22 protein-coding genes are annotated in these 21017 nt (G+C 39.0%); 3 read left to right on the forward strand and 19 right to left on the reverse strand.

Annotation, left to right across the window (positions count from 1 at the left end; genetic code table 11):
* Window positions 1–88: 88 nt before the first annotated feature.
* The 5 genes from FW754_RS14035 to ribF form a co-directional block, all read right to left on the reverse strand.
* Window positions 89–631: an NADPH-dependent FMN reductase gene (locus FW754_RS14035; RefSeq protein WP_409512180.1), complete on the reverse strand. Its 543-nt coding sequence runs from the start codon at window positions 629–631 to the stop codon at window positions 89–91.
* Window positions 632–778: 147 nt separating this feature from the next.
* Window positions 779–1261, reverse strand: coding sequence for an FKBP-type peptidyl-prolyl cis-trans isomerase (locus tag FW754_RS14040; RefSeq protein ID WP_409512181.1), 483 nt, complete (start codon window positions 1259–1261; stop codon window positions 779–781).
* Window positions 1254–1793: a signal peptidase II gene (lspA, locus tag FW754_RS14045; RefSeq protein ID WP_446324983.1), complete on the reverse strand. Its 540-nt coding sequence runs from the start codon at window positions 1791–1793 to the stop codon at window positions 1254–1256. The genes FW754_RS14040 and lspA overlap by 8 nt, the downstream gene beginning before the upstream one ends.
* The gene (gene ileS, locus FW754_RS14050; RefSeq protein WP_446324984.1) at window positions 1786–4632 is read right to left on the reverse strand and encodes an isoleucine--tRNA ligase; all 2847 of its coding nucleotides are present in this window, start codon (window positions 4630–4632) and stop codon (window positions 1786–1788) included. Before ileS ends, lspA begins: the two co-directional genes overlap by 8 nt.
* Window positions 4633–4696: 64 nt before the next feature.
* Complete coding sequence (gene ribF / locus FW754_RS14055) at window positions 4697–5698, reverse strand: riboflavin biosynthesis protein RibF (protein WP_446324985.1); 1002 nt, start codon at window positions 5696–5698, stop codon at window positions 4697–4699.
* Window positions 5699–5901: 203 nt separating this feature from the next.
* Between ribF and FW754_RS14060 the strand changes: the two genes are divergently transcribed.
* Together FW754_RS14060 and FW754_RS14065 are read left to right on the forward strand one after the other, a co-directional pair.
* Window positions 5902–7038, forward strand: a complete 1137-nt coding sequence (locus FW754_RS14060) for a TDT family transporter (RefSeq protein WP_446324986.1) — start codon at window positions 5902–5904, stop codon at window positions 7036–7038.
* 117 nt (window positions 7039–7155) lie between these two features.
* Window positions 7156–7719 carry a 5'-methylthioadenosine/S-adenosylhomocysteine nucleosidase family protein gene (locus FW754_RS14065; protein WP_409512186.1) on the forward strand — a complete coding sequence of 188 codons (564 nt, stop codon included), beginning with the start codon at window positions 7156–7158 and terminating at the stop codon, window positions 7717–7719.
* Window positions 7720–7802: 83 nt separating this feature from the next.
* Here FW754_RS14065 and FW754_RS14070 read toward each other — a convergent pair whose 3' ends face one another.
* From FW754_RS14070 to ubiG, 13 genes are all read right to left on the reverse strand, one after another.
* The gene (locus FW754_RS14070; RefSeq protein ID WP_409512187.1) at window positions 7803–8432 is read right to left on the reverse strand and encodes a TetR family transcriptional regulator C-terminal domain-containing protein; all 630 of its coding nucleotides are present in this window, start codon (window positions 8430–8432) and stop codon (window positions 7803–7805) included.
* A gap of 414 nt (window positions 8433–8846) precedes the next feature.
* Window positions 8847–9686: an ATP-binding cassette domain-containing protein gene (locus tag FW754_RS14075; protein WP_446324987.1), complete on the reverse strand. Its 840-nt coding sequence runs from the start codon at window positions 9684–9686 to the stop codon at window positions 8847–8849.
* Window positions 9687–9698: 12 nt separating this feature from the next.
* Window positions 9699–10478 carry an aliphatic sulfonate ABC transporter permease SsuC gene (gene ssuC, locus FW754_RS14080; protein WP_446325016.1) on the reverse strand — a complete coding sequence of 260 codons (780 nt, stop codon included), beginning with the start codon at window positions 10476–10478 and terminating at the stop codon, window positions 9699–9701.
* Between the two features lie 38 nt (window positions 10479–10516).
* Window positions 10517–11722, reverse strand: a complete 1206-nt coding sequence (gene ssuD / locus FW754_RS14085; RefSeq protein WP_446324988.1) for an FMNH2-dependent alkanesulfonate monooxygenase — start codon at window positions 11720–11722, stop codon at window positions 10517–10519.
* Between the two features lie 30 nt (window positions 11723–11752).
* Window positions 11753–12742, reverse strand: a complete 990-nt coding sequence (locus FW754_RS14090; protein ID WP_446324989.1) for a sulfonate ABC transporter substrate-binding protein — start codon at window positions 12740–12742, stop codon at window positions 11753–11755.
* Window positions 12743–12790: 48 nt separating this feature from the next.
* Window positions 12791–13765, reverse strand: a complete 975-nt coding sequence (locus tag FW754_RS14095; RefSeq protein WP_446324990.1) for a sulfonate ABC transporter substrate-binding protein — start codon at window positions 13763–13765, stop codon at window positions 12791–12793.
* Between the two features lie 332 nt (window positions 13766–14097).
* The gene (argA, locus tag FW754_RS14100) at window positions 14098–15450 is read right to left on the reverse strand and encodes an amino-acid N-acetyltransferase (protein ID WP_446324991.1); all 1353 of its coding nucleotides are present in this window, start codon (window positions 15448–15450) and stop codon (window positions 14098–14100) included.
* Window positions 15451–15654: 204 nt separating this feature from the next.
* Window positions 15655–16053, reverse strand: a complete 399-nt coding sequence (locus tag FW754_RS14105; protein WP_446324992.1) for an RcnB family protein — start codon at window positions 16051–16053, stop codon at window positions 15655–15657.
* A 196-nt stretch (window positions 16054–16249) separates the two neighbouring features.
* Window positions 16250–16642 carry an RcnB family protein gene (locus FW754_RS14110; protein WP_419348526.1) on the reverse strand — a complete coding sequence of 131 codons (393 nt, stop codon included), beginning with the start codon at window positions 16640–16642 and terminating at the stop codon, window positions 16250–16252.
* Between the two features lie 263 nt (window positions 16643–16905).
* A complete protein-coding gene (locus tag FW754_RS14115; protein ID WP_409512196.1) occupies window positions 16906–17061 on the reverse strand; it encodes a hypothetical protein in 156 nt (51 codons plus the stop codon).
* A 162-nt stretch (window positions 17062–17223) separates the two neighbouring features.
* Window positions 17224–17970 (reverse strand): YciK family oxidoreductase, encoded by a 747-nt coding sequence (locus FW754_RS14120; RefSeq protein ID WP_409512197.1) that lies wholly within the window; start codon window positions 17968–17970, stop codon window positions 17224–17226.
* A gap of 42 nt (window positions 17971–18012) precedes the next feature.
* A complete protein-coding gene (locus FW754_RS14125; RefSeq protein ID WP_446324993.1) occupies window positions 18013–18699 on the reverse strand; it encodes an HAD family hydrolase in 687 nt (228 codons plus the stop codon).
* A complete protein-coding gene (gene ubiG / locus FW754_RS14130) occupies window positions 18699–19412 on the reverse strand; it encodes a bifunctional 2-polyprenyl-6-hydroxyphenol methylase/3-demethylubiquinol 3-O-methyltransferase UbiG (protein ID WP_409512199.1) in 714 nt (237 codons plus the stop codon). Before ubiG ends, FW754_RS14125 begins: the two co-directional genes overlap by 1 nt.
* 192 nt (window positions 19413–19604) lie before the next feature.
* On the opposite strand from ubiG, the gene FW754_RS14135 reads away from it, so the two are divergent.
* Window positions 19605–20219 carry a thiol:disulfide interchange protein DsbA/DsbL gene (locus tag FW754_RS14135; protein ID WP_419348519.1) on the forward strand — a complete coding sequence of 205 codons (615 nt, stop codon included), beginning with the start codon at window positions 19605–19607 and terminating at the stop codon, window positions 20217–20219.
* Between the two features lie 85 nt (window positions 20220–20304).
* Here the strand turns inward: FW754_RS14135 and FW754_RS14140 are convergent, their stop codons facing one another.
* Window positions 20305–20952, reverse strand: a complete 648-nt coding sequence (locus FW754_RS14140; RefSeq protein WP_446324994.1) for a TetR family transcriptional regulator — start codon at window positions 20950–20952, stop codon at window positions 20305–20307.
* Between the last annotated feature and the right edge of the window lie 65 nt (window positions 20953–21017).

Consider the following 21017-nt stretch of genomic DNA (forward strand, 5'->3'; position numbering starts at 1 on the left):
CAAGTAGAATACGATTGATAATGAAGTACGAATAGTTGTTTGTTGCAGCAATACTTGTAGGCTATAGCTTACATTAATAATAAAGTGCTTAGACATTACTATATTGAATCAATTTATTGACCACAGATTTAACTGCTTTATTGTCAAATTCATTTCCTTCAAAGCTTTCTCCATGGGTACGACTGAAAATATCTCGTAATTGAATCACGGCATTTGAGTCAATCATACTTAAACCTGCACATATAAGGCGTATTTGTGCAATCGAACTTGTACCATTGCTACCACCATAGCTAATGAAAGAAGACGGTTTTCCATGCCATTCTTTATAAATATAATCAAGTGCATTTTTAAGTACAGGGCTGTAGCCTTGATTATATTCAGGGCTGATGAAAATAAATGCATCCCCTGAAGCAATTTTATCTGCCCATTCTTGTTGTTTTGGTTGGTCATAAATACCGCTAGCAGGGGAGTGTTTACCTGCAAAAAATGGTAAATCCCATTCTTTTAAGTCTAAAATTTCAACATTTATTGTGCTAAATTCAAGGTTTTGAATTTCTTTTTTCAGCCATTTTGCAACTTTAATTGCAACACGTCCTTCACGGATGCTGCCCACGATAATTTGAATATTCATTTTGAGTCCTAATTGATCTTTAGAATAGGGAAATTTCATTGATTTAAATTAGTCTGATTTTAAATATATTGAAAGTATTGATTTGTTTTAATTAAAAAAGCTCCGAAAGGAGCTTTTTTAATAGATATTTAGCCATTTAAAATGACTTTATAAAATTTTAATACCTTGTTGACCTGCAGGTGTCACTTTGAAAATTTCAACTTCAAAAGTAATATTTTTACCTGCTAATGGATGGTTGAAATCCACTTCAGTAATGTCTTCTCCTACTGTTTTCACCACACCAAATAGGCTTTGTTTTGCTTTGTCTTCAAATTCGATCATGTGACCTTCGACAGGGCGCTGTTCAAACTTTACAGTATCAAATTTTTGTACATTTTCAGCATTCCATGGACCGAAAGCATCTTCAGGAGGAAGGCTTACTGTGCGGCGATCACCGGCACGTAAACCAAAGAGTGCTTTTTCAAAACCTGCGAGTAAACTACCATCACCCATAACAAGGCTGACAGGTTCTTCACGGCTGCGTGTGTTATCAATTTCTACACCATTTTCAATGGCAACAGAAAAATGCAGATCAACTTTAGAGCCTTCTGCAACACGGGTTTCTTCATTTGGATGAATTAAATCAGTCATTTTGCGCTTCCGCACGCTGGATACGTTGCTTTTCTAAAAAGAAGGTATCGATAAGTAATAAAATGGTACCTAAGGTAATGGCGCTATCTGCAATATTAAAGGCAGGGAAGTGGCTGTTATTGTAGTAAAAATGAATAAAATCCACGACATAACCCAAACTTACTCGGTCAATTAGATTACCGACGGCACCACCTAAAATTAAAGCAATGGCAACAGGTAGAACCATCATTTTTTTTGGCATACGCATTAACCAAAATAAAAAAATGATGGAAACAACACCTGCAAGACCTGTAAAGAAATAACGTTGCCATCCACCAGCATCGGACAAGAAACTAAAGGCTGCGCCATAGTTATGTAATAATGTCCAATTTAAAAAGGGCAATACTGGATTTTGCTGACCATAAATTAGATGTTCAGTGGCAATCCATTTTGTCCATTGATCCAAAATAATTGCGACAATGGATAAACCCACCCACACTAAATTGTGTGGGTAGAATTGGAATAATCCCTTTTTATTTTCTGGATTAGGCATACTTTCTCTCTTCGCCTTGACCTGTAGGAAGGTTAATAATACAACGAGAACAAAGACCTGGGTGTGCTAGATGTGTATTTACATCTGGGAGTACATGCCAACAACGTGCACATTTTTCACCTTCAGCCGCTGAAACTTGAACACGTAAACCGTCAAGATCAGAAGCTTCGCCTTGAGTTTCATCAAAAGTATTGACGATCACTTGAGAAGTGATCAAAACGAAACGTAATTCATCGCTTAAACGGTCAAGTACAGTTTTCAATTCTTTATTTGCCCAAAGTTCAACTTTTGCAGATAAATTAGAACCGACAGTTTTTGCTGTACGTGCTGTTTCGATAAATTTATTTACTGCAGATTTTACTGAAATCAAAGTTTGCCATTCAGCTTCAGTCACGACGTTTTCTGTAGATGCAACAGGAATATCATACCATTCTGTTGTGAACACATACTTTTCAGTTTGACCTGGAATCAGTGGCCAAGCCTCTTGTGCTGTAAAGGTCAAGATTGGTGCCATCCAACGGACAAAAGCTTGTACCAAATGATACAACGCAGTTTGTGCAGAGCGACGAGCTTGAGAATCTGCTTTAGTCGTGTATTGACGGTCTTTGATGATGTCTAAATAGAAACCACCTAAGTCATTGATACAGAAATTGGTTAAAGCATTGGTCACAAGATGGAAATTCATCTCTTCGTAGGCTTGTTGAATGGTTTTTTGAACTTCAGTTGCACGTTGCAAGATGTATTGATCAAGTGCAATTAAATCATCAATCGCTAAGCAATCATTTGATGGCTCAAAACCATTTAAGTTCGCAAGCAAGAAACGAAGGGTATTACGAATACGACGGTATCCATCTGACGCACGGTTAAAGATCTCTTTACCTGCGGTCATTTCATAACGGTAATCCGCAGATGCGATCCAGAAACGTAAGCCATCTGCACCCATATCTTTAATAATTTCTTGTGGCGTGATCACATTGCCGATGGATTTCGACATTTTACGCCCTTTTTCATCGACTACAAAACCGTGAGTCAATAAGCCTTTGTAAGGCGCACGTTCATTAATTGCAATTGATGTAAGTAATGATGATTGGAACCAACCGCGGTGTTGATCTGAACCTTCAAGGTACAAATCAGCAGGATCAGTCAGTTCTTCACGTTCACGTAATACTGCGTAATGTGTAGTCCCTGAGTCGAACCATACATCAAGCGTGTCACGGATAGCGTTGTAGTATTCAGCATCATCACCGATGAACTCTTTTGCGTCACGGTTGTACCAACCATCAATCCCTTCTTTTTCAATCAATTGAGCAACTTCTTCAATCAATTCAGGTGTACGAGGGTGTAGTTCATTCGTATCTTTATGTACAAAGAATGGAATTGGCACACCCCAAGTACGTTGACGTGAAATACACCAATCAGGACGACCTTCAATCATTGATTGAATTCGGTTTTTACCCCAATCAGGCACGAAGCTGATTTCATTTTCAATCGCATTGAGTGCTTTTTGGCGTAAGCCTTGTGCATCCATGCTGATGAACCATTGCGGTGTTGCACGGAAAATAATCGGTGTTTTATGGCGCCAGCAATGTGGATAGCTGTGTTTAATCACTACATGTGCCCAAAGTTTACTGCACTCAGTCAGTGTCGCAATAATTTTTGGATTGGCTTTATAAATGTGCTCACCTGCAAAAATTGGCGCAGTCGGCAAATATACACCGTTACCACCAACTGGATTATCCACTTTTAAGTTGTAGATTAAGCCAACTTTATAATCGTCCACACCATGACCAGGCGCAGTATGCACAGCACCTGTACCACTCGTTGCAATAACGTGTTCGCCTAAAATCACAGGCACTTGGCGTTCAGCAATTAAAGGATGTTGTAATTGTAAGTTTTCAAGTTTGCTACCGACAAAATTAGCAAGTACTTCAAATGCTTCAAAACCATAGCGTTCAGTTGCAGATTGAACTAAATCTTTAGCAAGAATAAGGTTTTGAGCAACTTTATTTTCACCTGTTGCTTGTACTAATTGGTATTCTATTTCAGCGTGTAGGGCAACCGCTTGGTTGGCAGGAAGCGTCCAAGGCGTCGTTGTCCAAATCACGATGTCAGTTGAATCAGTGACGGTTAGATCTAAACGTGCAGATAAATCAGCAAGATCAACGACAGTGAAACCAACATCAATCGCATCCGATTTTTTATCTTCATATTCAACTTCAGCTTCAGCCAATGACGAACCACAATCTAAACACCAATTGACTGGTTTTAGACCCGGTTCAATATGACCTGCTTTGGCAATTTCACCGACAGAACGAACAATATCAGCTTCTTGTTTGAAGTTCATTGTCAGGTATGGATTGTCCCAATCGCCAAACACACCCATACGCACAAAGTCTTTTTTCTGTAATTCGACTTGTGTATACGCATATTCACGGCAGGCTTTACGGAAAGTTGAGGCATCGACTTTAACGCCAACTTTACCGACTTTTTCTTCAACTTTAAGTTCGATTGGTAAACCATGACAGTCCCAACCTGGCACGTATGGTGCATCAAAGCCATCCATAATACGGCTTTTGATAATGATATCTTTTAAGACTTTATTGACTGCATGACCCAAATGGATTTGACCATTGGCATAAGGAGGACCGTCATGCAGAACATATTTTTTCTTGCCAATACGCGATGTACGAATCTGCTGATAAATGTTGTCGGCATACCACTCTTCCAACCATTTCGCTTCACGTACTGCAAGATTTGCTTTCATTGCAAATTCAGTACCCGGCAGGTTTAGCGTAGATTTATAATCTACTGCATTTTCAGTAGTTTGCTTATCGCTCATGCAAGTTGTCATCCAATATTATCAGCATCATTGCTGACACGTTTTACAAGAAAAATAGTTAAGTTTATAAAGGGAATTTGGGGGTGTTTTGGCGAAACTCAAGGAGCTTCACGACATCATCATCAATTCCTGCTTGAAGTGCTTCAAGCGAAGGGTAGTTTAACTCGCCATGTAAATAGTCGAGGAAAGTTACCCGCATTAATAGACCATACAGATTAGCAGAAACTTGGGGGAAATGTACTTCCAATCGCCACTCTGGATGTTCCTGCTTAATAGCTGGTCGTGTGCCGACATGCCCTGCACCAAAAAGCGTTTGCGCATGATAGCCTGAAACACCGTGTAATTCAGGGTGCGCAGCACGAACTTTGTCTGCCAATGGTGTAGTTTCACATGCGACTTCCACCGCATAAATACCATTTAAACAAGGCTTATGACGGTTCATACGTACATTGATGGTTGGGAAATTCAATGTACGACCAATCTGGTCGCCATATTGTACACGACCTGTCATGCTATAAGGACGACCAAGTAATTTGGCTGCAAGGTTTAAATTACCTTGTTGTAACACTTGGCGAATGCGTGTTGAACTGACTCGCTCACCGTCAAACTCAACAGTCTTAAGATTGGTGACATCAAAGCCATATTGTTTTAAAAATTCGCTATTGCCCTGACGGTCTTTGCCAAAGTGAAAGTCGTCACCTAAGATAAGGCTTTGTGCATTGAGTTTATTTTTGAGTAAGTCGGCAAATGCTTCTGCGCTTAAACTACGGAATTGATTGTCAAATTTAGCAATCGCAACATAATCAACACCAAGCTCAGCTAAATATTCTACTTTTTCACGTAATGAACTGATTCGAGGTGGGGCATCATAACCTTTAAAAAATTCGAGCGGTTGTGGCTCAAAAATCATCACCATTGTCTTTAAATGGCGCTGTTCAGCAAATTGCTGAAGCTGTGAAATCATGGCTTGATGACCCAAATGGACACCGTCAAAATTGCCGATCGTCACTGCGGTTTCGGGCAATTGTAAGTCAGTGGCTAAAGCATTTAAACGTAACAGCTTCATGATTTCAAAATAGGCTTAAATTTGAAAGGATATATATTGCTATATTCTCACAGATTCGTCTTGTTGTTGTGTTTTTACTCAAAATATTTTTTGAATTATTGAGTTTTATATCAACTAAATTGATTCATTTAATAAATATTAATCAATTTTATTTATTATGGAATGTTTGTAAGATATAAACATCGACTTAAGAGGTTCAGACGATGAAAAAGCCTTTGTATCAACTTAAACAACGACATGATGTAATTCGACAGTTCACACCAAACTGGTTCACTGTCACCATGGGGACGGGTGTTGTGGCATTGATTTTAGCTGAATTTTCTGTTTTCGCACAGTCGATTAACATATTTGCGACTTTATTATGGCAAATGAATATAGTTTTATTTTCATTATTTAGCGTGCTCTATATATTGAGATGGCTCATTTATCCGCATGAAGCACGACAAATTTTTACTCACTCAAGTATGGCATTGTTTTTGGGCACAATTCCCATGGGACTTGCGACCATTATCAATGGTTTCTTAAAGTTTGGTGTAGTGTTATATGGTGATATTGCTATACAGATTGCACAAATGCTTTGGTATGTCGATGTATTCTTGGCGGTACTGCTTAGCGTTTTTGTTCCATTTTTAATGTTTAGTCGCCAAAAACATGAGTTAAAAACCATGACTGCGATGTGGCTACTACCGATTGTTGCATGTGAAGTTACGGCAGCGAGCGGAGGTTTATTGCTTCAACATTTGGCTGTGGGACAGACCACTTTAGGTATTTTATTTGGTAGCTACATTTTGTGGGGCATGTCAGTGTTACCTGCATTTGCGATTTTGACGATTTTATTGTTGCGTTTAGCCTTGCATCAGCTTCCTAGTAAAGAACTTGCGATCAGCAGTTGGTTGGCACTTGGTCCAATAGGAACAGGAGCATTGGCATTACTCGTTTTAGGCGCACAAGCACCGCATATTTTACAAGCCTATCATTTAAATGGCTTAGCAGATTTTTTGCACTATGCAGGTATTGCAAGTAGTTTAATCCTTATTGGCTTTGGTGTGTGGTGGTTTGCTATTGCTGTTCTCACTACATTGAGTCATGTGAAAACAGGTTTACCGTTTAATTTAGGTTGGTGGGGGCTGACATTTCCACTCGGTGTATTTACGCTTGCCATCCTTAATTTAGGGCATCAGTTGCAGGTTAATTTTATCGTAAACTGTGGTTTAGCACTTTCGGTCTTATTGATTGCTTTATGGGGGATGGTGATGCTGAAAACATTGCGTGGTATGTATCAAGGTTATTTATTCCATTCCCCATGTTTGCAAAATTTACTACAACGTGAGCAGGTTTAAGTATCTGGGTTTAAAGTCAATTTGACGAAGCTCACTATTTATAAAATGCATCAATCGATATTTGCAGATTGGTGCATTTTGCATTTAAATGAGCAAAAATTTTGTGGATCGTATGGTATGAAAGATCAACTCGCTTTAATTATGGCACTACCGAGTGAGTCGAAAGGCTTATTTGAACAAGCTGGTATTAAGGTGCATTACAGTGGTATTGGCAAGGTCAATGCCGCATTTAAAGCTTTTGAGGTCATTCAACAAACAGGCTGTAAAGTTTTACTCAATCTAGGCACAGCAGGTAGTTCACATTTCAATGCACATGAGTTGGTTGAAGTAGTGCAGTTTGTACAACGTGACATGGACGTATCACCGCTTGGATTTGAAGTGGGAGTTACACCCATGGATCAAGATTATCCTGCTGAAATTGAATTTGAACGTTATTTTGAGCAGTTGACACAAGGTGTATGCGGTACAGGGGATAGCTTTGAAACTGGTTTATCTAAAGTATCGTGTAATTTGGTCGATATGGAGGGTTATGCTTTGGCAAAAGTATGTAAAAAACTAGGTGTACGCCTTATTTCTGTCAAATATATTACCGATGGTGCAGGGGATACAGCACATTTAGAGTGGGAAGAGAATTTATTATTAGGGGCTCAGAAATTATTAGAATTATATGAAAGTATCTGAGATTGTATTTTTCAAAATTCGGCGACCATAGGAGAACTATGGTCGTATGCCAAAAATAATTCTAAAGAATTCTTTAGGTCTATTTATGTTTGCGGGTTTTGATCGCGTGGAATCACACCGTATAAAATCATGTGAATGGTATGTTCAATCATACGTTGATACATGCTTTTATTACGTAAAGACTTTCCTGTGACCATTTCAATTTGGGTGTGGAAATCGGCATAATTTTGCGTTAAGCCCCAAATATTTAAAATTAGTAATTCAGCATCAATTCCGGCTGAAATTTTACCTTGTTCTTGCCAATTTGAAATGACTTTAGCTTTGCGTTTAAACAGTTTTTTCAGTGGACCTTTTAAGATTGGCAAAATATGTGGCGCACCTTGAATTACTTCTAAAGCAAATAATCGAGAGGCTTTTGGTTGAGTTTTTGCTGTTTCAATTTTGGTCATCAAATAATGCGTAAGTGCTTCTACAGGCTCAAGCTCTGCTTCAAGTGCTTGCAATGGCGCAAGCCACTTCTGCATAACAGTCGTGAGGACTTCTACATACAATGCTTCTTTATTTTCATAATAATAAAAAATATTGGATTTATGCATTTCTGCAATTTGGGCAATTTCATCGAGGCTCGCACCATTAAAGCCATAGAGTGAAAATACATCCAATGCGGCGGCAAGTAATTGCTGCCTTTTTTGCATACTCTTTTTTTGTTCCATCTCAGCTGTATATCTTCAAAATGATCTTTAAATTGTACGGTAAAATGTCTGATTTGTGCACAAGTGAATGGCTTATTTTTAAATAAAATCGAATAATTTATAGTAAGAATGATGTATTTAATCTATTTCGATGATGTTCGTGTGTAGTTGCACAAAATAAGGGCACAAAATACGTTTAAAAATAATATTTTGAATCATATTTTCATTTTTTTTAATTAAGGTTTTTTGGTAAGAGCGACCTCAAATAAAAGGCGTTATTGGATCATTTTCGGTATATTTCAACCCTTTATTTATTTTCTAAATGGAGTGTGAAATATAATTTTCCCTGTGTATATCTAATGACTTCACCACCCAAACTAAATCGAAAAGCATGAGCGGTATAAAAAATCGATTCAATGCTTGAATGAGTAAATTTTAGGTAGACAAAACAGCATTTAAAACTTGCTGTTCAAGTTTAGTAAATGCCATATTTTTTTGACGAGGGCGAGGTAAATCGACATTAAATTGTTGAGCAATTCGTCCTTTATCGAGCAAAATAATACGGTCTGCCAACTGAACTGCTTCACTGACATCATGCGTGACTAAAATAGTGGTAAAACCCTGTTCAAGCCAAAGCTTTTCAATGAGATTTTGCATGTCTAAGCGGGTGAGGGCATCGAGTGCACCCAAAGGCTCATCAAGTAATAAAATACGAGGGGTGTGCGATAAAGCACGAGCAAGCGCAACACGTTGACGCTGCCCACCTGAAAGCTGTGATGGCCATAGTAAAGCTTTATCTTTTAAACCGACTTTTTCAAGCAGTTGCATCGCCTTAGGGAAATGTGTTTTATTCAAGCCAAGCTGTGCATTGCTGAGAATATTTTTCCATGGTAACAGTCGTGGGTCTTGAAACATGACTCGAATATCACTGGATGTAATACCTTCACGAAAATTCTGCAAAGATTTAAATTTAATTTCGCCATAACTTGGTTGTTCTAAATCTGCAATTAGACGTAGAAGGGTACTTTTACCACAACCGCTTCGCCCAACAATTGCAACAAATTCCCCTGCACCAATATGTAAGTCCAAGTCTTCGAGGACTTTAACATCGCCATAAAACTTATGCAGTTGCTCAATTAGAATCTCTGCACCGACAAGATTTTGCTGTGACGAGGGAAGGTTTTGGTCGTCGTGTATTTTCGTTGTTTTTTTTTGCACAGCGTCATTTGTTGAAGCTGCATCATTGGCATATTGGCTAATACTTAAATCGGTCATGATCTGTGACTCCTATGATTGATAGCCGGGATGCCATCTTAAAAGATATTTTTCGAGTGCTTGTGCAAATACATCGGCAAGTTTGCCAAGTAGGGCATACAGTAAAATACCAACGAGTACGATATCGGTTTGTAAGAACTCTCGTGCATTCATGGTCATGTAACCAATGCCTGCTTGAGCTGAAATAGTTTCTGCAACAATAAGTAAGACCCAAACCAAGCCCAAAGAAAAGCGTAAACCGACTAAAATTGAAGGCATAGCACCTGGTAAAATAATTTCTTTGTATAATTGCCAACGAGTTAAGCCGTAGCTTTTTCCCATTTCGATTAACTGTGGATCAACTGAACGAATACCATGATAGGTATTGATATAAATAGGGAAAAATACACCAATTGCTACGAGAAATAATTTTGCAGATTCATCAATACCGAACCATAAAATCACCAATGGAATAAGTGCTAAAGCCGGAATATTTCGGATCATTTGCAAGGTTGTATCAAGTAAGGTTGATGCTATTTTTGATGAACCATTTAGTAGCCCAAGAATTAGCCCTAAGCCTCCACCGACAAAAAGCCCCATCAATGCACGGCCTGCACTGACTTTAACGTGTTGCCATAACTCACCACTGACGAGTAGTGTCCAAAAAGCGGAGAGGACAGCAGTAGGTGCAGGTAAAATACGACTTTGTAATAATCCTGTTTTAGATGCGATTTGCCAAATAGTCACAAGTAGGATCGGAACAACCCATGGCAGCAAACGCTGCCAAAGTTGCTGTGTTCCACGTGAAACCATGGGTTTTTTTTGCTGAGTATTTGGTGGCGTTAAGACATTCATGCAAGCTCCTTCAGCGAATCTTTGTGCTGAGCGACACTTGCTAGCGTTGTTTCATTTTTTGTTGCATTCGGCAGGTAGTTATTTGCCACAATTTCACCAAAAGGTCCGGTTAAATTTGGCTGAGTTAATTTTTTACGGGTTTCGATTGGTAATAGTGGGAAGACCAATTCAGCAAAACGAATAGACTCTTCTAAGTGTGGATAGCCTGAGAAAATAAAAGTACTAATGCCAAGGTCAGCATATTCTTGAATACGGTCAGCAACCGTTTGTGGATCACCGACCAACGCTGTACCTGCACCACCACGAACTAAGCCCACACCTGCCCAAAGGTTCGGTGAAACTTCGAGTTTGCTACGGTCGCCATTGTGTAGTTCAGCCATACGGCGTTGTCCAACTGAATCCATCGTTTTAAATTTTGCTTGTGCCGCTGCAATGGTGGCATCATTTACATATTGCAGAAGCTCTTCAGCTGCTTGCCATGCTTGTTCATTTGTTTCACGAACAATCACATGCAGACGAATACCATAATTTAATTGACGTCCTTTAGCATCAGCACGTGCTTTAACCACAGCAATTTTTTCTTTCACTGATGCAGGTGGCTCGCCCCAAGTGAGGTAGGTATCGACTTGTTCTGCTGCGAGTTCAATGGCATCTTCTGAAGATCCACCAAACCAAAGTGGTGGGTAAGGCTGCTGAATGGGTGGGTAAAGAAGTTTTGCATCTTCGACTTGTAGTCGTTCACCATTGAACGTAAAACTTTCGCCTGTATGTGAACGTTTTAAGATTTCACGCCAAATAGTGGTGTATTCGGCTGCGGTTTTATAACGTGTAGCATGATCTTCATAAACACCATCACCTTTGAGTTCTTGTTCATCGCCACCCGTCACTAAATTTAGCAAAACACGACCATTCGATAATCGGTCAAATGTGGCTGCCATGCGTGCTGCAAGTGCAGGTGTAGTGACACCTGGACGTAATGCGACAAGGAATTTTAGATTTTTTGTCGCATCAATCAGACTCGCCGCCGTGATCCATGGGTCTTCGCAAGAACGCCCTGTTGGAATGAGTACACCTTCATAACCCAAATTATCGACAGCAACCGCAATTTGCTTCATATAGGCATGATCAACTTGGCGTGCACCTTTGCTTGTACCTAAATAACGACTGTCACCATGTGTGGGAATAAACCAAAAAATCTTCATTTTTTTCATCCTTAGAAAAATATTTAAATGCTATTTCGTTGCCCAAACAGCTTGTTTAATGTCGATGCTATTTGGAATAATTTTGAGTTCAGTAAAGCGATTTGCGAGCTGTTGTTGGTCAGCAATAACTTTGGCAGACAGTGGCGCAGCACCCGATGGGCGGGGACGACGATCAATAAACGTCTGACTCACTTGGGGTTTTAAGCCTGTGCTTTTTGCAATGGCTTGAGCCGTTGCAATACGATTTGCTTGTACCCATTGATCGGCAACATTGAGTTGTTGAATGATGCCTTTGACTGCTTGAGGATGCTGTTTAACAAATTCAGGGGATGCTAAATAAAATGTATAATTTGGGCTTAACCCCTGTCCTGAAGCTAAAATTTTGGCGTGATCTTCAAGTTGCGCTGAGGCAAAAAATGGATCCCAAATTGCCCAAGCATCAACAGCACCTTTTTGAAAGGCTGCTCGAGCATCAGCTGGGCTGAGCCAAATGGGTTGAATATCTGACCACTGTAAGCCTGCTTTACGTACAGCCTGTACCAATAAGTAATGCGCACTTGAACCTTTTTGTAGAGCAATGCGTTTACCTTTGAGTTGGCTTAACTGAGTTAATTTTGAATTTTGTGGAACTAAAATGGCAGATGCCAACGGTTTAGCCGCTTCATAGGCAATGTAAAACAACGGTTTTTTTGCAGCTTGTGCATAAACAGGCGGTGTATCGCCTGTTACGCCAACATCTATTGAACCGACAGCCAATGCTTCTAAAATTTGCGGTCCTGCAGGAAATTCATTCCAAGAAATTTTTGCGTTTGGAAATTCTTTTTCATAAAGGTTTTGTTGTTTAGCAATCGCAAAGTTAATCGAACTTTTTTGAAAGCCAATTCGTAATTCTTTTACACTCGGATCAACCGCCCAAACAGAAGATGAGCCCAACATTGCACAACCAAGCATAATCGTAGTCAGAGCATGCCCTGTTTTTTTGAACCATGAAGATGAGTGATGCAAAGCAAGTTGAGTCATTGTTATATCCTCTTTTTAGTGCCATTTTATTAAGTGAATTGGTGAATGTTAATTGGCTAAAATTGCTGCCTTAATGTTGATTTTATTGGGAATCAGTTTTTGCTGATAAAATGCATCAGCAACATATTGTTGCTCTTTGGCAACCTCATCTGAAATGGGGTGAACACCAGAGCCCATGCGTTGAATTGAGGTGTTTAACACGCCAAGTGGCAGACCCGTAGGCTTTTCCAAAAGTTTTGCTGCATCTGTTTGATGCTGTGCAACCCACTGTGTTGTCGTATTGAGCTCATTCACTACTGTTTTTAAAATATCAGGGTATTTTTCGGCAAATTTACGATCAGCAAGGTAAAATTGATAATTATTGACTAATTTTTTACCGTCAGCACTTTGACCATTGGCAATTACTTTTGCACCGAGTTGCTGTTCAGCTGCGGCAAAGAAGGGATCCCAAATCACCCAAGCATCTACAGCACCTTTTTCAAAGGCAGCACGGGCATCGGCAGGCGGTAGATAAACCACATCAATATCAGCGAGTGTTAAATGGTTAGCTTCAAGCACTTTTAATAATAAATGGTGAACATTTGAACCTTTGTTTAAGACAACTTTTTTGCCTTTTAAATCTTGAACAGATTTGATGGCTGAATTTTTTGGGACAACCAGCGCTTCAGCAAGTGGGGCACTCGGTTGGTTGGCAACATAAACCAAATTGGCATTGGCTGCTTGTGCAAAAATGGGTGGTGCTTCACCCGCTTCACCAAAAGATACACTTCCTACGTTTAAACCTTCAAGAAGCTGAGGACCAGCAGGGAATTCAACCCATTTCACGTTGACACCTTTTTCTTTTAAGGTTTTATCGAGGTCGCCACGGGCTTTAATAATTGGCAGTAAGCCGTATTTTTGATAACCAATATTTAATGTGATTTGTTCTTGTTTTTTGTCACATCCTGAAAGGAGCATCGTGCTTGCAATACCCAAACTAAGTGCAGTGATTTTGAGTAAAGATTTTGAAGTATTGCGAGCCATGAAGATTGTCCGTCAGCAAAGTGGAGAAGATTCACCTATGCTGTCGGGATTTTCATTGCAAAAAAAATAACTTTTCCAACATTATTTATCAGGAAAAAAGATAAAAGATAAAGTGCACAATTTATCTTAAAAAGTGCAATAAAAACATAACATTATTTTTTTTGATTTTTATCTTATTATGTTGAATTTAAATGAAATAATGGATTTAAATTAAAAATAGGCAGATGTTTAAACATCTGCCTATTGCCTTCGGTAAGAGAATTTAATTTAAACAATTGAATAAGGTTTGCAAAAATTCTGCTAACACAGCACCGTTATATACAAGATTTGCTTTAAATCATTTTTTTAAAAACCATTGAATTACGCTGATAATTGTAAAGCGCCTGACGTGTCTCAGGAAGATCATCGACTGTTGCAGGTGTAAATCCGTGTTCGATGAACCAATGCGCCGTACGTGTCGTAAGAACAAAGAGTTGTTGAATCTGCAATTGTTGTGCTTTTTCTTCAAGGAAATGTAAAATTTGTGTTCCTCGATTCGATTTTCGATAACTCGGATGAACAGCAACACAGGCAATTTCCGCAGATTTGATCTCAGAATCGGTTGTTGGAATTGGATATAAAGCAGCACATGCAAGTACAGTACCATCACGCTCAATCACGGCAAATTGTTCAATTTCATTTTCTAAGCGTTCACGTGAACGATAGACCAAGATTCCTTCTTCCTCAAGTGGGCGGAGTAGGTTCATCAGCCCGCCGACATCACCAATATTTGCCATACGCACATCTTCATAATGTGCATCGGTAATCATTGTCCCGTGACCATCTCGGGTGAATAATTCCTCAATGAGTGCCCCATCATAAGCATAAGGCAACAAATGAACCCGATGTACACCATTCAAGGAAGCTGTTTTGGCATTGTGTAAATGCAGTGCAATTTCATAATTGGAATCTTGAAATTTAGTGATGTGTTGATCGAGTTGATGAGGTGTAATTTCACGGAGTAATTGTCCAAACTCGTCGAGTAGACCTTGTTGGTTACCGAGAAAAATTAGCTTTTCCGCTTGTAGTCGAATCGCAGTTTGTGTTGCAACTTCTTCTGCTAAAAGATTAAACACTTCACCTGTAGTGGAATATCCTGTTGGTCCAAGAACCACAATATTATGATTGTTTAAATGACGTTGAATCGCTTCGGTATCAATAGTACGGACTTCACCTGTAAGTTGATAATCGATCCCATCTCGGATGCCATAAGGTTTTGCGGTAATGAAGTTACCTGAAACGACATCAATGCGTGCACCAAACATCGGTGAATTGGCAAGTCCCATCGACAGTAAAGCTTCAATTTGTAGGCGAATTGAACCAACAGCATCCATAACGCAAGATAGAGATTCGCGTGTTGTGATACGGCGGTTGATATGAATTGGGCTTGCGATGTGCTTAGCTTTTAAATTTGCATTAATTTGTGGACGAGCGCCATGAACTAAAATTAAGCGAATACCGAGTGAGTGCAAAAGGGCAATGTCATGAATAATATGTTGAAAGTTTTCATGCTGAACCGCTTCACCACCAAACATAAGCACAAAGGTTTTGCCACGATGTGCATTGATATAAGGTGCAGAATGACGAAACCAATGCACATAGTTTTGTGTCGTACTTTGAGTTGGTTCAGTCAGATCAGTTTGCATGTTTACCTCGGTATCACCCATTTCTATATAGAGATTCTAAACAAAAAATGAGAAAGAAGAAGAGTGAAAATAAAAAAAGCACTCGAACATGATGTAACGAGTGCTTGTAAGGGGCGTTTTGATCGGCTTAACATTAGAGACAATGAAAAGCCTAAACTAAATTTAGGCTTTGGGGTCGTTTCATTTTATTCAATATTGCAGTCATTAACCCATGATGCGGATAATACGATTACTACGTTCATTGACTAGAACATAATCACCATTCACTTTATACCATTGTTGATATTTTCCAGGTTTATACAAATCACGGTGGCTCTTATGACTCACTGCATAACGTGACGAATTTAATTGACTTGGAAAAATTTGACCTGAACGCCATTCACGGCTTGGATTTACACGAGAATGGTAGCGTGCATATTGCTGATTATAACGATCTTTATTATCGTAATGATCGTGGCGATCATTATAGCGATCTGAATTCCAACCTGGATTTTGTCCATGACGGTCATTCTGATATCTGTCATGATCATATGAGGCTGCCATACTTGATGTTGTAAGTAGTGCACCAAGAGAAAATGTAATTGCTGTAAATACTTTATTCATGTCGCTCACCTAAATGTTCGCATCCTTCGATCGTTTTAGATTACGTGTGGATTAGAGATAAATGGTGAGGGAAATTTAGTTGAATTGTGAAGTATATGGAGGCTTTATGGAGATCTGTAACTAACAAGGCTTTCGATGAAATGATAAAAATAAAAAACTCAGTGCATTGACTGAGTTTTGAATGTATTTAAAAAATTTACATGCCCCGAATATTTATAATACTGTTGCTATCTGAATCAACTAAAATATAGTCATTATTAATTTTGTACCATTGTTGATTTCGAGCAGGTTTTGGTAAATTGGTATCTTTATAATCGACTTTATAACTATTACCACGGTAATGTTGCGGCATCACATAACCTGTTTGCCACTTATGTTGCTGTAGACGACGTACACCCCGTTCTTCACGCTCACGGCGTTTTTCACGAAGTTCATCATCATTATCATCTTGTTGATAATCTCGATATTTTTTACCTTGTCCACCACGTTCAGAGCCACGGTCATCGTCCCAATGTGGACCAGCAATGGCGATATGGCTCGTCATTAACGCACTGAAAGAAATAGCCAAAATAGCAATTATCTTTTTCATGTAATGTCCTCGTGGATGATATTTTTGTTGACCCGACTAATGTACTGCCAAAATGCAGAGAAACTGTGAAGAATAAAGAGTAATTCGATTAAAACTACAGAGATAATAAGAACATATTTTCAAATCGCTTGAAAGTATTTCCTGCAAAACCTCACTGTACGGTGTTTTATCACGAACTTTAGGGTGTGACGTAGTTCATTTTAATTTGTAAATATTTATATGAAAAGAGAATATTTTGCAATATAACGTGAAAATACGCTGACTTAATACCACTGTTCATGCATTAAATTTAAATAATCTACGGCTTCAATGACTTGTTTAGCATGGTGAGGATTGTCTAAAGCTTGGATTAAATGTTGAGGTAATTGAAATTGCTCAATTGAACGAATGATTTCAACTTTATGTTTCTGGTCTTTCATAGGATCTACTTAACTCAGTATGTTGTGAATGATAAGTAGAGCATAGAATATTTTATTCAATGTGTTAAATGGATTAAAAATCTAATAATAATTGGGTAAAGCGATTAAAAAAACCCGATTTCATAAACAAAATCGGGTAAGATAAAAATGAATCATCAGAGTTTAATCTTGGGCGTCAATACTCTGCCCATTCATATGCAAGCTGTCGTCACCCATGAGATATAAATATGCAGGCATGATAGCTTCAGGTGTTGGTAATACTTTTGGGTCTTCTTGTGGATAGGCTTTGGCACGCATTGCCGTTCGTGTGCCACCAGGGTTAACGCAGTTATAACGAATGTTTGGATAAGTATTTTCTTTAGCAAAGATCTGACTGACGGCTTCAATGGCAATTTTTGAAACCGAATATGCACCCCATTCTGCACGTGCTTCACGACCTACACCAGAACTCGCAAAGACGACAGACGCATTTTCAGATTTTTGCAATAAAGGCAGAAGTTCTTGCGTCAGTACAAAAGGTGCGCGTAAGTTAACTGCCATGACATCATCCCAAACCTCTTCAGGATATTGTGCTAAAGGGACACGTTCACCTAAGATGCCAGCATTATGCAAAATTCCATCTAAGCGACCAAATTGTTGTTCGAGTGTATCGACTAATAATTCATAATCTCTTGCAGAAGCGGTAGAAAGTTGTAGCGGTAAAATGGCAGGTTGTGGTGCGCCAAGAGCTTCAATTTCATCATAAATCACTTCTAACTTATTGAGCGTGCGACCATGCAAAACCACCGTTGCGCCGTGTAGGGCATAACTAATTGCAGCAGCACGACCAATTCCATCACCTGCACCCGTGATCAGAATAATTTTATCTTTCAATAAGTCGGGACGAGGTTGATATTCTGAATATTTCATGCGTGACCTCCTGTAATTTTTATGATGCTTGAAAATGCTAAATTACGCTGTTGCCGATGGAATATCTACTAAGTTTTCGATGAGTTGATGTAATTCGACGACATTATTTACGATGGCATCTGCTTGCCATGCAACAAGATCATCTTTGTGTTGCAATGGTAAATAGCCATAAGCTGCTAAAATGGTATACATATTTGCATGACGCCCAGCATCAATATCTCGTGGATGATCACCCACATAGATACATTGTTCAGGCGCGATATTAATCTGCTTTGCTGCTAAATACATTGGTTCAGGATCAGGCTTTGTTTTGCTGACATCTTCAGGGCAAACTAAAACTGCACAACGCTCCGTCAAATTGAGTGCTTCGAGTAATGACTCACTTAAACCACGCGGTTTATTGGTGACAATTCCCCAAGGAATATTATTTTGTTCAAGCTGTTCAAGTAGGGGATACATACCTTCAAAAAGGTCTGTATTTACCGCAATATCTGCACCATATAAATCTAAAAAGCGCTGACGATGTGCAAGAAAAATCGGGTCATCCACTTCTAGTTCAGGATAAACTAATTTCACCATCGCTCGTGCACCTTCTGATACTTGGGTGCGAATCAGATCGGCTTCGACAACAGTACGATCTTCATTACGACACATTTGTTGAATAATGCGAATGAAGTCAGCAGCAGTATCAATTAAGGTTCCATCAAGATCAAAAAGTACGGCTTGCATTACACACCTTCGTTTACGGTATAGACCATATAGTTGACATCAACGTTTGGGGCTAACCAATAGTTTTGAGTCAGTGGGTTAAAATGTAAACCTGTCATATCTTTGAGTTTTAAGCCTGCTCCACGAATGTCATGTGCAAGTTCTGATGGTTTAATAAATTTGTGATAATCATGCGTACCTTTTTTTAGCATACGCAAAACGTATTCTGCACCAATAATCGCCAGTAAATAGGCTTTAGGATTACGGTTAATGGTCGAGAAAAAGACATGACCACCTGGTTTGACGAGTTTTTGGCAGGCTTGAATGATGGATGCTGGATTCGGTACGTGTTCAAGCATTTCCATACAGGTCACAACGTCATATTGTCCTGCTTGTTCTTCGGCAAGTTGCTCTACAGGAACTTGGCGATACTCGATATTATTTACATTTTCTTGTTCTGCATGTAAACGAGCAACATTGAGTGGTGCTGCACCCATGTCGATGCCTAAAACATCTGCACCACGACGCGCCATGCTTTCAGCCAAGATACCACCACCACAGCCGACGTCGAGAATTTTTTTACCACTTAAACCGCCTACGTGTTCATCAACCCAATTTAAACGTAGTGGATTAATTTGATGTAGTGGACGAAACTCAGATTGCTGATCCCACCAAAGTGCCGCAAGGGCTTCAAATTTTGCAATTTCTTGTGGATCAACGTTAAGTTGCGACATGCAAGTCACCTCTAAATCAATTGTTTTCATCAAAAATAAGTTTATGTGCTAGTGTAACCATAATTCTGAAAAAAGCGATGAATCGTATAAAAATCTTCACAGAAGGAAAACGATTTTCCCATATTTGTTTTATAGTTAGCAGATAAGCTAATGACAGCTATATAAGATGATGCATAGAGGACAAAAATTGTAATGAAAAAATTTATTCTTGGCGGTGTAGCCGCTATGGTTATGGCATTTTCTGCAAACACAATGGCAGCAGATTATGTTGCAGGTAAAGATTACACCGTGATTCAGAACCCTGGTAAATCTGCGGTTCCAGGTAAAATCGAAGTTCGTGAATTTTTTTGGTACGGATGTCCTCACTGTATCAAGTTAGAACCACATATGCAGACTTGGCTGAAAAAATTGCCAAAAGATATTTACTTTGTGCGTACACCTGCCGCAATGAATAAAGTTTGGGAACAAGGTGCTCGTGCATATTATGTAACGGAAGCGCTTGGTGTGCGTAAAAATACGCATTTACCAATTTTCCATGCAAATGGAAATGGTCAACAAGTTTTACAAAAAGCAGAGTTTTCTCAGTTTTTAACGCATTATGGTGTACCTGAAGCAAAATTTAATAGTATGTATGATTCTTTCCCAATTACTGCAAAAGTGGCTGAGTCAAATAAACTTGCACAACAGTACCAACTTTCAGGTGTTCCTGCTGTGGTTGTAAATGGTAAATATGTTGTTACTGGTGAAGATGCTAAAGTTACTCAAGTAGTTGATTATTTAGTTAATTTAGAACGTAAGTCGAAGTAGTTCTTAGACTTATAGCGAAAAGCCAATCAATTTTGATTGGCTTTTTTGATTTAATGATTAGAAAAATGACGTGATACATTATTTTTTATACTTCTTTACGACCTTCCCAATTGGAAATACCTTTAAAAATTAAATGAACTTGCGTCACAGCTTGCTTTTTTAGAACCATTTTTTGTAGTTCAAGCTCTATACCTTTGTATTGACGGCAGAGGCTAATCCACGACATTGCCCAAGTAAAAGAAAGATTAATGAGAATATTGGTGAGTCCACGTAAATCAGCAACATCATCAAAATTTTGTACAATCTCAAATTTCGTCAGATCATTAGCAAGATCGTCATTGAGAAACTCAATTTCTCGTGCAATGGAATGACGTACAACTTCTGAACCACCCCAACGCTCTGCAATCATAAAAATCCACTGTTGTGGATAGACATCAACCGCATGAAAAAAGTGTTCCATGCTGGTTTGAGTTTTAGCATTCGGCTGTGCTAAGCCATGCCCAAGTTGATGCACTACATTTTTTAAATATAGCGCAACTTGATCAACTAACTCTTTGCCAAGTTCATCCATATCTTGGAAATGACGATAAAACGCCGTTGGAACTAAACCAACCTCTCTAGCTACTTCACGCAAACTAATACTGGAAAATGAACGACCTGAAGTGCTCAATGTCAAAGCCGCATCAAGTAAAGCCTGACGACTTTGCTGTTTGCGTTCATCCCGTATTGACATGTGTACACCTGTATTTTTGTGGTGTGATGAGTCTATCAAAAATAGCGATATAAAAATAATGATAA

Source organism: Acinetobacter sp. 1207_04, from assembly GCF_052850415.1.